We start from the raw sequence: 11,749 nt of genomic DNA, 5'->3' as shown, positions 1-11,749 counted from the left end.
AAACCCCCAACTACAGTGTAATTGAGGGCTTTAGATACTCTTCTGGTGGAGCCGCCGGGAGTCGAACCCGGGTCCAGATAAGAAAGATGTAGCGCTTTCTACATGTTTAGTTTTGCTTGGGTTGTCGGGATCGTCAAGGTGCAGAACAAACCTGTTAACGACCCGTAGCTGCGGTTAAGTTCGCCTTTGCATCACAGCCCTGCAAAGACTAGTCCTGCGGGATGATGTCCTTGGCGCCAGACCGGCAGAACGAAGGCCTGGCAGGACACAAGCTAGCTAATTATCTAAAATTAGGCAGCAAGGGCGTAGTTAGATTCGCCGTTTATTGTTTTGAACGTATTGTTAAGGAAGATACGCTCCACTTCCTACATGCTTACACTCACCTCGGCTTCCTGTCAAAACCAGTCGGCCCCGTGTGGTACTACAACTACAAAGATAGTGCCTATTTGGTTCAGGCCTACTATAGAGCCCGCTAATTCTTTAAACTGCCGAATTGTCAGTTGCACCGCCTGCGGCCAGGCCGTACTTTTGCAGCCATGCGCCTGATTATCACCCTTTGCCTGCTGTTGCTGGGCCAGGCAGCCAGCAGCCAGATCCTGAACATAGAACGTAACCGCCTGAACCGCGATACCACCCGTTTCTGGACGGGCCAGTTCGACCTGAACTTCCTTTCGCACAACCGCAGTGCGCGTCCCGATAACCCGGTGCGCTTTACCAACCTGAGCACCAATGCCGACCTGGCCTATACCAGCGTAAAACACCGCTACCTGCTCATTAACCAGCTAAGCTACAGCGCCCTCACCGGCAATGCCTTTCTGCGAACCGGCTACAGCCATTTCAGGGCCAACCTGCACTGGCGTAACCGGCTTAGCTCAGAAGCCTTTGCCCAGGGCCAGTACGATATAGGCCGGGGCCTGCGCGAGCGCTACCTGGCCGGAGGTGGCCTGCGCTACCGCCTGGCCCAGGATGAAAAGGCCTCCGTATTTGTGGGTGTAGGCCTGATGTGGGAGCAGGAACGCTGGCAGATTCCGGGCGAAGAGCTGGACGTAACCGTACGCATGCCCAAAAACTCCAATTATCTGGGGCTGCGCTGGCAGATCAACCTCCTGGTGCACCTCAACTCTATTGTGTATTACCAGCATGGCTACGACAGCCAGTTTGGCATCTGGCGCCACCGCCTGAGCACCGACCTGAACATGGCCGCCACCCTGAGCAAACGCATCCGCTTTACCACCACCTTTGCCGCCAGCTATGACCCCCGGCCCGTGGTGCCGGTCATGAACTGGGTCTACAGCCTGCAGAATGGGGTGCGGTTCTCGTTTTAAAGGGTTAACAGGTGTGGGGTATGAGGTATGGGGGATTCGAGCGGGCTTGTATAGGGTATATGGCCAAAGTCCATTTTGTCTCAATACCTACTACCAAATACCCAATACTATTACACCCCCACCCCCCTGCCGGAAAAATTACCCCTTGCATTCCCAATTCCGGAGCGGAATGTGTAACTTGCACTGATGGAAAACTTTGTGGTATCGGCTCGGAAGTATCGTCCTTCTACTTTCACTTCAGTAGTAGGCCAATCGCATATTACCACCACCCTTAAAAACGCCATTAAGAACAATCACCTGGCCCAGGCCTTTTTGTTCTGTGGTCCCAGAGGGGTGGGCAAGACCACCTGTGCCCGTATTCTGGCCAAGACCATCAACTGCCAGAACCTGCTTTCTGACACTGAGCCCTGCAACGAATGCGAAAGCTGCAAAAGCTTCAATGCCAGCAGCAGCTTTAACATCCATGAGCTGGATGCGGCCTCTAACAACTCCGTTGACGATATCCGCAACCTGGTAGAACAGGTACGCTATGCCCCCCAGAGCGGCAAGTACAAGATCTACATCATTGATGAGGTGCACATGCTCTCCAATGCGGCCTTCAATGCCTTTTTGAAGACCCTGGAAGAACCCCCGGCCTATGCCATCTTTATCCTGGCTACTACCGAAAAGCACAAAATCATCCCCACCATCCTGAGCCGGTGTCAGATCTTTGACTTTAACCGCATACAGGTAGACGATATCGCCAGCCACCTGCAGTGGATTGCCGAAAAAGAAAAAATTGAGACCGAGCCTGAGGCCCTGCACCTCATTGCCCAAAAGGCCGATGGCGCCCTGCGGGATGCCCTCTCGATCTTTGACCTGATTGTTACCTTCAGTAGCAGCAAGGTAAGCTACCAGCAGACCATTGCCAACCTGCACATTCTTGACTACGATTACTACTTTAAGGTAACCGACAGCCTGCTGCAGCAAAACATGAGTGCCGGCCTGTTGCTATTTGATGAAATTCTGCGCCAGGGCTTCGACGGCCACAATTTTATTGTAGGCCTGAGTGAGCACTTCCGCAACCTGCTGGTGTGCAAGGATGAAGCCACCACCAAACTGTTGCAGGTAGGCCCGCAGGTGCAGCAGCGCTATGCCCAGCAGGCCCAGCAGGCTTCCATCAGCTTTCTGCTGTCGGCCCTCAACATTGCCTCCGGCTGCGATGCCAGCTATAAGAGTGCTAAAAACCAGCGCCTGCATGTAGAACTGGCCCTGCTGAAGATGGCGCACATCCCCTCGGTGATCCAGGCCGCCAGCCTGGCTGCCAGCCCCGAGTTTGCCGACTTAAAAAAAAAAGTCCTGGCCTAGCGCCGCCTAGCCCGGCTGCCAGCAATGGGCATGCCACCCCAAATGGCCATGCGCCTGCTTCTCTGTCTGCGCAGCCCGCAGCACCGGCAACACCCCCTACAACCATCCCTACCCCTGTACCAGCGGCAACATCGCCTGCAGCTGCCAGCAGCAATGGATCAACCACAGGTGGAGCCAGCCCTGCAGGGAGTAGCCCAGGCGTTAAAACCACCGGCGGCACTGCTCCCGGCACCACCCTTAAAGTACCCCTTAGCTTAAAGGCCCTGCAGGCATCGGTACAGAACAAGCCTGCACAGCCTGAACCGGCAAGCGGGCCCAGCGCCCAGCAAGAGTCCGAAGGCCCGCAGCAAAGCAGTGCCTATAGCCTGCAACAGGTACAGGAGCACTGGAAAGCCTTTTTTGTGCAACTGAAGCAAAGTGGCAGCCCCATTGAGCTGCTCATTGCCAATGCAGGGCTGGAACTGGGAGAGGGGGCTTCTATTCAAGTGGTATTGAATAGCTCGCTGCAGGAAGAACCCTTTGAACGCCTGAAACCCCGCCTGCAGCAATACCTGCGCCAGACCCTGCAAAACAGTCAGATCAGCCTGCACCCCCAGGTAGCAGAAGAAGCCGGCCCCCGGAAGCTCTACACCAACAGTGAAAAATTTCAGCACCTGCTGGAGCGCTACCCCCTGCTGCAGGAGCTTAAGGAAAAACTGGGGCTGGAAGCAGACTTTTAACCTTTTCTTAGAACCTACACAGCGCAGGCATAGCCCAATGCGGGGTGAGCGCCGGGAAATCAAAAAAAGGCCTTGGACGAGTGTCCGAGGCCTTTCTACTTCTATGGGGCTACTGCCTTGCTGTTCTGGCCTATTTAGGCCGGCAACAGCCTGCTCAGATAGCCATAGGCATTTTCATACGCAATTTTGCGAAGCTGCCCCTGCTCCAGGCCTGCTCCTGCCAGCGCCTGCAGGATGGAGGGGTATTTGCCGGCATGTTCATGCTCGGTAAAATAAAAGGGATGCCGGCTCTTGTCTGGAAAATCTTTGGTATAAAAAAAGTCGGCGCCAAAGCACAGCAGATCCTCCAGCCCCTTGTCCAGGCCATACTGAAAATGCTCCAGCAGCGCTTCGGGGCGCTCGTTATTCACATAGGCCCGCAAAAAGTTAATACCAATAAGGCCCTGCCGCCTGGCGAGCTCCTGCACAAACTCATCGGGCAGGTTGCGCACATGATCCCACACCCCCCTGAAGTTGGAGTGGCTGGCAATGATGGGAATGTCCAGGCTGCGCTGCGCCGTATAGGTAAAGATCCCCTCGGCCAGGGCATCGCTGGTATGGGCCAGGTCTATGGCAATGTTGCGGCCATGCAGGTAGTCCAGCAGCGCCTTGCCATCGTCCTTGAGGCCCGCCTGGCTGTAATTGCCGCCGCCAAAGCGGTTTTCGGTATGGTGGGTAATGCCAATGTAAAAGATACGGCCCAGTACCTCTTCCAGGGCATCCAGGCGGGTAAAGGCCCGCTCCAGGGGTTCGCCCTCCTCGCAGAGGCCGGCGGCATTTTCAATGGCAGCAATGGTGCCAATCTTGCTGCCAGTGATCAGCTGCTGCAGATCCTGCTGGCGGCATACCGGCATCAGGTAGTCGGCATAGTCCTGCAGCAGCTGGCGGTAGATGCGTGCCTGATTTTCGGCCTTTTGGGCACTGCCGGGCTTTACATCCGAGTAAATGGCCATGGTTTGCAGCTTTACGCCCCCCTGCTGCAGGTAAAAGATAGAGGCTCCCATATCCGTGGCGCCGGCCGGATCGGCATGGGGCACCTCCAGCATGTAGGAGAGCAGATCGCAGTGCAGGTCAATGACAGGTAAATGGGGTATGGTGGAATGGTTCATGCGTATGAGGTGTTAGAATGTAGAAGGAACACTCGCTGAGGGAATACCGCCCCCTTAGCGGTTCGGCGCCTTCTGTCCCCAAAGGTAGGCAAAACCAGCCTTTTTTAAGAAGGCATGGAAAAGCCTTTACACTTTTGTAAATTTGATGTATAAATACAACTATTACGTGTGGAAGAAGCAAAGCTGAAACATCTGTTGCGGGACTCCGGGCTGCGCTATACCCGCCAGCGGGGCGAGGTACTGCATTTATTCCGGCAGCATGATGGTGCCCTTACCCAAAACGAACTGGAGAAAAAGCTGCCCGAGCAGTTCGACCGTATTACTCTTTACCGCATTCTGCGCTCCTTTGAAGCCAGCGGCCTGCTGCATAAGGTGCTGGATGATTCGGGCACTACCCGCTTTGCCCTCTGTGGAACGGGTTGCTCCGAGCATGAGCACCACGATGAGCATGTACACTTCCGCTGCACCCATTGTGCCAAAACCCTGTGCCTGCCCCAGGTAGCCATACCCGCCATTCATCTGCCCAAGGGCTATGTGACCAGTGAGGCAAAACTCCTCATTGACGGACTATGCCCCAGCTGTGCAACCGTTCTTCAAAATTAGGTTGCCAATCCCTGTTTCCTTACCGGCAAACCGGAACCCACTTATTAGATGCATCTTTGTTGCATATAAAGGATATTTTTGGATATCTTTACAAAACCTGCTACAGCGGTAGGTTTGCGATCGTTTTGACTGAACGCAACTTTTTTTACCCTTGGTTATCCCCAGAATCATCCGTCATACGCTAGTTGCTTTACGGTACATGTTGCCGGCCCTGCTGTTGCTCCACCTAGAGGGGCTGCTCACTCCTGCTTTTGCGCAAACAACCCGAAACTGCGCCCGGGACTGTAGCTGTGATATGGCCGGTCGGGTGGTGGATCAGCTGAGCAAACAGCCCCTGCCCTATGCCACTGTACAGCTGAAGGGTACCAGCATTGGTACCATTACCGATGAGGAGGGAGTCTTTCACCTGCATAATCTTTGCGTCAGCGAATTTGATCTGCAGGTATCCTATGTTGGCTACAAGACAGTAATCCACCACCATGACCTTTACCATTCTGATCCTGTCATCTACCTATCGCCTTCAGACCTGCAGCTGGAGAGTGTAGTAATTGAGGAACGGGCTCTTGAAAGCGGACAGGCCTCGGTGACCATCTCGTCCATAAACGCCCGGGAGCTGGAGGGGCTGCGGGGCGAACGGCTGGGTGATGTCTTGAGCCGTATATCAGGCGTTACTACCCTGAGTACAGGCCAGAACATAAGTAAAACCTGTGGTGCATGGCCTGCATAGTAGCCGCGTGCTCATCATCAACAACGGAGTGCGCCACGAGAGCCAGAGCTGGGGCGCAGAGCATGCCCCTGAAATAGACCCCACCATGGCCAACAGCATTCGGCTCATCAAAGGCGCTGCTGCCGTAAAATACGGACCAGGGGCATTGGGGGGCGTTATTCTGGTAGACCCGCTCCAGCCCCGGCTTACAACCCCTTTGCAGGGCAGCGCCGACCTTACCCTACACTCCAATGGCCGCTCGGCCCGGAGCTCCCTGTTTCTGGAACGGGGCTATTCCGGTTTTGCCTGGAATGTACAGGCCAGCGGCCTGTACCAGGGCGATCTGCATGCCCCCGACTATATGCTCACCAACACAGGCGCCAGAGAACGCAGTGCCTCGGCCGGGGGGCTTTACCACCGCGGCCGTCTGGATATCAATCTGCACTACAGCTATTTCCAGCAAAAGCTGGGAATCTTAAGGGGGTCTGTGGTGGGCAACCTTAACGATCTGGCCTATGCCATGCAACATGAGCCACCTGCCTATACAGGTGATTTTTCGTATCAGATCACTACGCCCCATCAGCAGGTCAGCCACCACCTGCTAAAGCTGCAGGCTGCCCACAGCTTCGACCAGAGCAGCCTGCACCTGCAGTATGCCTTTCAGGCCAACCACCGGCAGGAGTTTGATGTGCGCCGGGGCACCAATAATGAAGTGCCCTCTATCAATCTGGAACTTCTTACCCATACGCTGGATGCCGAATGGAAGCATCCCAATCTGGGTCGTTTTAATGGGGCCATGGGGGTGCAGGGTCAATACCAGGACAACAATAACATACCCGGTACCAACACAGCCCCTTTTCTGCCGAACTTCAACAGCCTGAACCTGGGCCTATATCTTAGTGAATCGGCCAGCTTCGGGCGTAGTATCGTGGATGCCGGCCTGCGAATGGATGTATTCAGCGCATCAGTGAGGGGCCGGGACAGGCAAAATGAGATCTTCAGCGAGGAGCTCACCTACCGTAGCCTTACCGCCAGTCTGGGCCTGCTGCGGCCCCTAAATGCCTGGAGTAGTCTGCAAACCAACCTGGGCCTGGCCTGGCGCCCACCCAACATGGCCGAACTTTATAGCTTTGGCAAACACCAAACCGTAGTAGAATATGGCATGCGCCGCCAGACTATACCCCGTGAGGGCGAGAATGAGCTTAGCTACAAGTGGGTAACTACCTTTAGTCATGAGCACAACCGCCTGGCAATGGAGCTCACCGGCTATCTCAACTACATTCAAAACTACATATATGCCCGGCCAGCCGGCATTACCACCACCGTGCGGGGTGCATTTCCCTTTTTTGTTTACGACCAGACCAATGCTCTGCTTAGTGGCCTGGATGCCAGCTTCAGCTTTCAGCACTCGCCCCGCTGGGTCTCCAGCCTGAGGGGCATGCTGCTCCATACAGCCGATGTGCAAAGCCAGGACCGCCTGATCGGCATCCCCTCCAATCGGCTCAGCTATGCCCTTGCCTACAGCCGGGAGCAGCTGGGGCGATATAAAAATTTTTCAGCAGGTTTGGAAAGCCTCTATGTGTTCAGACAATACCAGGCCCCGCCTGTGATCTCTCCGGAAGCGTTGCTTAGTGCCGAAGGCAGCGGAAACGACCGCTTTGCTGCCAGCAGCAGCGGATTTGACTTTATGCCTGCCCCCCAGGGCTATTTGCTGCTGCACCTCACAACAGGTATTGAACGGGGACGGCTGGGACTTCGCCTGGGGGTACGAAACCTGCTGAACACCGCCTACCGGGAGTACACCAACCGGCAGCGTTATTTTTCTGATGAGCTCGGCAGAAATTTTACAGCCACTGTAAAATATCACCTGTAGGCCTTTTATAATTCAACCGATACTCTATATTTGCATCTTTGTTGCATTAATATTTATCATTTATGAAACTTGTTTCTTTTAGCTTATCCAGTCTATTACTACTTTTTTTGAGCGTGTTCATTATTAGCTGCTCAGATGACGATGCTCCCCTTCCGGAGAATGAAGAGGAAGAAATTGCTGAGGTGGTATTGACATTTACGCCTGTTAGTGGTGGAACTCCCCTTAGCTTCACCTGGGCAGATCCTGATGGAGAAGGCCCACAGAACCCTACTATGGAAACCATTAGCCTGGCTCCTAATACCGAGTACCTGATGGCCATTGAGCTGATGGGCCCTAATGACGAGGACATCACCGAAGAGATCGCAGAGGAAGATGATGAGCATATGTTCTTCTTTGGCTGGACCGAAGGGCTGTTTAGCTCTCCCAGCGGAAGTGGCAATATAGCCGCACGCTCCGGTATGGTAAACTATGAGGATGCAGACGCCAACAACCAGCCTGTAGGCCTGAGAACCCGCTGGACTACTGGCGATGCCGCTGCCGGTACCTTCCGGGTAGTGCTGAAGCATCAGCCCGGCGCCAAATCCGCTACCTCTACTGTAGAGGTAGGCGAATCTGACGTAGACATCACCTGGGCTATTGCCATCCAGTAAGGTTCTACCAAAACAGCTATAGAAAGCTCCGGGCCCTGTTGTCCGGAGCTTTTCTTTTTTTTCCGAACTAAAAAGCAGAACTTTTCGCTTTTCCAGTAATGCTGCATTTTCTTCAAAAGCTGTTTTCGGGTTTACTGATTGGCCTGGTGCGCCTGTACCAGCTCTTTATCTCGCCCCTGCTGGGGTCCAACTGCCGGCACAGCCCTACCTGCTCGGCCTATATGATTGGTGCCATCCGGGAATGGGGACCTTTCAGGGGTACCTGGATGGGCCTGAAGCGCATTGGCCGCTGCCACCCCTGGGGCACCAGCGGCTATGATCCGGTGCCCCCCAGGCATCCTCACAGACCGCAGAAGCCTTAAGTATAAGTTGCCAGGAGCCGCTATAGTTACAGCAGTAGTGCCGATGTAGTATTTTGAAGAATCTTCATCCTTTTCGCAGCAAATTAGTACGTACCTTGTTGGTTGGTGTACCCTTTTCCCTAACATCTCAGTCCTATGCAAGGTCCTGATCCAGCCACCGCCTTTCCGCTTAAGCACCACGATAAGCTCTGCTTTCTGAAAAACATCATTAAAAGCCCCAACATCAGCATCGGGGATTATACCTATTATGATGATTTTAAGAGCGTAGATAACTTCCGGAAAAACATTCGCTACCACTTCGATTTTGTGGGCGATAGGCTGATCATCGGCAAGTTTTGCATGATTGCTTCCGATGTGCAGTTTATCATGAATGGCGCCAATCATCTTACCAATGCCATCAGCAGCTACCCCTTTGCCATCTTTGGCCAGGGCTGGCAGGGGGCCATGGAGGGAAAAGCTTACCCGGCCAAAGGCGATACCCACATTGGCAATGATGTGTGGCTGGGCTACCGGGCAGCCATTATGCCGGGCGTTCAGATTGGGGATGGGGCCATTGTTGCTGCCTACTCGGTCATTACCAAAGACGTGCCCCCTTATACCATTGTAGGCGGCAATCCGGCCAAAGAAGTACGCAGGCGCTTTTCCGATACCGATATTGCCCGCCTGCTGCAGCTCCGCTGGTGGGACTGGCCCATTGACAAGATCAGCCGCAACGTGCAGCTGCTCACCAGCAACGATCTGGATGCGCTGGAGAAGGCCGAATAAGCCCTTATGCCTGGCCAGTCCCTAATTAAACGCTGAAAAAGGGTGGTAATTTCCGGCGCGCCACTCGCTTATGTATCACTATGGCGCCCGGGAAGTGCGTCGGCATGAGGTAAGAACTCAGGCATCAGCGCCCGGTAGCGGGCCGGCACATGCCGTTTCTGCAGACCAGTATTGCGCCTGGCCGATATGTTTACGGCCTTAAAATAGGTTTGCCACAGCTGCTGGGCAGCGCTGTGCTGCCGTTGCTGCAGGCGGGCCTTTTTCAGAAAATCTTCCGTAAAACGGACAGTAGCCGCATCCTCCCCGTCATAGTACAGCCCGTATCCCCGTTTATTATCGACCAGCAGCCAGCGCTGGCTGGCATAGCGGGCCGCAAAATGTGGGCCCAGTACTGGCAGCACATTGCACTGGGGCTCCATCAGGGCTACCCATAGGCCATCGGGCATTTCTTCAAAGCGTACAAAGGCATGCATGCGGTGCATTTCCCGAAACACCCGGCGCTGCAGGCGCTTTACCTGCAGCACCAGGGGATTGGCGACATTGCCATCGGCTCCCGACGGCGTCCCGGGAGGCGAATCAAACAGGTAACGCATAAAATCAAACAAGAGCCGGTCGGCCTCCGGCTGTTCAGAAAGAAAGGCCCAGTAGAGCTGCTCGGGCGTCAGGTACTGCAAACGCTTTTTCAACCCCTGCTGCACCCGCTGGTATTCAGCTTCTATCGTAGGCACCTGCCGCACCTCCTGCAGCAGCAGGCCGGGCCCAGGAGCGCCTGTAAGCAGCACCTGCGGCCAAAACTTGTGCCGGTAGGCATAGAAAAGACAGCACAGCAGGCCTTCGTAGCTGCCATCGTACTGCAGAGCTTTCATAGGCTTAGCTGGCGTTGGCGTAAGGGGTAAAGAGCGAAAGCTGGGTTTGTTCCAGGCGGTGCACCAGCGGTTGCTGGCGGGCCAGGATCAGGCGCAGTTTATGATCGGCCACATCGGGATCGGTCAGGTACTGCCCGCCGCAGGTGATAAAGTAACGCGCCCGCTTCAGTACCACCCCCATCTGCTTCAGGTGATCAAAGCGCAGGGGGGTAAAGCTGCGGGATGCCACAATCATTTTGGCCGTTTTTATGCCCAGCCCCGGCACCCGCAGCAGGGCCTCCAGGGGAGCCGACTGTACCTCTACCGGAAAATACTGGCGGTTGTGCAGGGCCCAGGCCAGTTTGGGGTCAAACTGCAGGTCAAGCTGCGGCCGCTGGTCAGACAGCAACTCCTCAGCCTTAAAGCCATAAAAGCGCAGCAGCCAGTCGGCCTGGTAGAGGCGATGCTCCCGCAGCAGGGGCGGCATGCTGCCCAGGGCCGGCAGACGCGCATCGGTAGAGATGGGCACATAGCCGCTGTAGTAGACCCGCTTAAGCTTTTGCTCCTGGTACAGCCCCTGGGAGAGCAGCAGAATGTGCCGGTCCGACTCAGGGCTGGCCCCTACCACCAGCTGGGTACTCTGCCCGGCCGGCGCAAAAAGGGGGGTATGCTTAATGAGCGCATTCTTTTTATCGGCCGCCTGCTCGTCAATTTTTTCCTTCAGGTGGTTCATGGGCCGCAGCACATCGGCAAAGCGCTTTTCGGGGGCCAGCAGCTGCAGGCTCAGGTCGGAGGGCAGCTCCAGGTTTACACTCAGGCGGTCGGCATAGCGCCCGGCTTCCTCGATCAGGGCTTCGCTGGCCCCGGGGATGGCCTTTAGGTGTATATACCCGTTGAACTGGTGCTCCAGCCGCAGGCTTTTGGCTACCCGCACCAGGCGTTCCATGGTGGCATCGGGACTTTTAAAAATGCCGCTGCTTAAAAACAGGCCTTCAATATAGTTGCGTCGGTAAAAGCTCAGGGTAAGCTCTACCACTTCCTTAACGGTAAAGGCAGCCCGCTCCACATCATTGCTGCGGCGGCTTACGCAGTAGGCACAATCAAAAATGCAGTGATTGGTGAGCAGGATCTTCAGCAGCGATACGCAGCGCCCATCGGCCGTATAGCTGTGGCAGATGCCCATGCCCTCGGCATTGCCCAGTCCTTTTCCCACATTCTTGCGTTTGCTCCCGCTGGAGCTGCAGCTTACATCATATTTGGCGGCATCGGCCAACAGGCTCAACTTCTCTTCCAGACTTTTTGCCATATTACTAATTATATTGGTAATTTAGCTAAAAATACTGGCTATGTAAAGAAACAGCGCTATTATTTCCAGTGCTTATTCATTGAAATGGGTACAAAAAAAA

The 11,749-nt window shown here is 54.9% G+C and carries 12 protein-coding genes and 1 other RNA gene; 9 read left to right on the top strand and 4 right to left on the bottom strand.

All coding sequences use genetic code 11. The features are described from left to right. Positions 1 to 43 precede the first annotated feature (43 nt). Positions 44 to 413: a transfer-messenger RNA gene (gene ssrA / locus ADICEAN_RS21540) on the bottom strand. Between the two features lie 123 nt (positions 414 to 536). Between ssrA and ADICEAN_RS17815 the strand changes: the two genes are divergently transcribed. The 3 genes from ADICEAN_RS17815 to ADICEAN_RS17805 all read left to right on the top strand — a co-directional run bounded on the left by ADICEAN_RS17815 (position 537) and on the right by ADICEAN_RS17805 (position 3,391). Then, the gene (locus ADICEAN_RS17815) at positions 537 to 1,325 is read left to right on the top strand and encodes a DUF481 domain-containing protein (RefSeq protein WP_009197049.1); all 789 of its coding nucleotides are present in this window, start codon (positions 537 to 539) and stop codon (positions 1,323 to 1,325) included. A 186-nt stretch (positions 1,326 to 1,511) separates the two neighbouring features. After that, positions 1,512 to 2,672, top strand: a complete 1,161-nt coding sequence (locus ADICEAN_RS17810) for a DNA polymerase III subunit gamma/tau (protein ID WP_009197048.1) — start codon at positions 1,512 to 1,514, stop codon at positions 2,670 to 2,672. 401 nt (positions 2,673 to 3,073) lie between these two features. Further along, entirely contained in the window at positions 3,074 to 3,391 is a 318-nt protein-coding gene (locus ADICEAN_RS17805) for a hypothetical protein (RefSeq protein WP_009197047.1), read from the top strand. Between the two features lie 134 nt (positions 3,392 to 3,525). On the opposite strand, the gene ADICEAN_RS17800 is transcribed toward ADICEAN_RS17805, so the two are convergent. After that, positions 3,526 to 4,539 (bottom strand): dipeptidase, encoded by a 1,014-nt coding sequence (locus ADICEAN_RS17800; RefSeq protein WP_009197046.1) that lies wholly within the window; start codon positions 4,537 to 4,539, stop codon positions 3,526 to 3,528. Positions 4,540 to 4,707: 168 nt separating this feature from the next. Here ADICEAN_RS17800 and ADICEAN_RS17795 point away from each other — a divergent pair, with 168 nt between their 5' ends. From ADICEAN_RS17795 to ADICEAN_RS17770, 6 genes are all read left to right on the top strand, one after another. Continuing rightward, positions 4,708 to 5,142, top strand: coding sequence for a Fur family transcriptional regulator (locus ADICEAN_RS17795; protein WP_009197045.1), 435 nt, complete (start codon positions 4,708 to 4,710; stop codon positions 5,140 to 5,142). A gap of 199 nt (positions 5,143 to 5,341) precedes the next feature. Continuing rightward, positions 5,342 to 5,869 carry a carboxypeptidase-like regulatory domain-containing protein gene (locus ADICEAN_RS17790; protein ID WP_009197044.1) on the top strand — a complete coding sequence of 176 codons (528 nt, stop codon included), beginning with the start codon at positions 5,342 to 5,344 and terminating at the stop codon, positions 5,867 to 5,869. Then, entirely contained in the window at positions 5,850 to 7,721 is a 1,872-nt protein-coding gene (locus ADICEAN_RS17785) for a TonB-dependent receptor (RefSeq protein ID WP_009197043.1), read from the top strand. Before ADICEAN_RS17790 ends, ADICEAN_RS17785 begins: the two co-directional genes overlap by 20 nt. Positions 7,722 to 7,834: 113 nt before the next feature. Further along, the gene (locus tag ADICEAN_RS17780; RefSeq protein ID WP_009197042.1) at positions 7,835 to 8,371 is read left to right on the top strand and encodes a hypothetical protein; all 537 of its coding nucleotides are present in this window, start codon (positions 7,835 to 7,837) and stop codon (positions 8,369 to 8,371) included. Between the two features lie 98 nt (positions 8,372 to 8,469). Continuing rightward, positions 8,470 to 8,733 (top strand): membrane protein insertion efficiency factor YidD, encoded by a 264-nt coding sequence (gene yidD / locus ADICEAN_RS17775; RefSeq protein ID WP_009197041.1) that lies wholly within the window; start codon positions 8,470 to 8,472, stop codon positions 8,731 to 8,733. A 135-nt stretch (positions 8,734 to 8,868) separates the two neighbouring features. Continuing rightward, a complete protein-coding gene (locus ADICEAN_RS17770) occupies positions 8,869 to 9,498 on the top strand; it encodes a CatB-related O-acetyltransferase (RefSeq protein ID WP_009197040.1) in 630 nt (209 codons plus the stop codon). Positions 9,499 to 9,566: 68 nt separating this feature from the next. On the opposite strand, the gene ADICEAN_RS17765 is transcribed toward ADICEAN_RS17770, so the two are convergent. Both ADICEAN_RS17765 and ADICEAN_RS17760 read right to left on the bottom strand, forming a co-directional pair. Continuing rightward, entirely contained in the window at positions 9,567 to 10,364 is a 798-nt protein-coding gene (locus tag ADICEAN_RS17765) for a TIGR03915 family putative DNA repair protein (protein ID WP_009197039.1), read from the bottom strand. Positions 10,365 to 10,368: 4 nt separating this feature from the next. Next, positions 10,369 to 11,649, bottom strand: coding sequence for a putative DNA modification/repair radical SAM protein (locus ADICEAN_RS17760; RefSeq protein WP_009197038.1), 1,281 nt, complete (start codon positions 11,647 to 11,649; stop codon positions 10,369 to 10,371). Positions 11,650 to 11,749 lie beyond the last annotated feature (100 nt).

Origin of the sequence: Cesiribacter andamanensis AMV16, from assembly GCF_000348925.1 — a bacterium.
In the GTDB taxonomy this organism is placed as follows: Bacteria; Bacteroidota; Bacteroidia; order Cytophagales; family Cyclobacteriaceae; genus Cesiribacter; species Cesiribacter andamanensis.
Note: the sequence above shows the minus strand (reverse complement) of the source record. Positions and strands in the feature narration are given on the sequence as shown.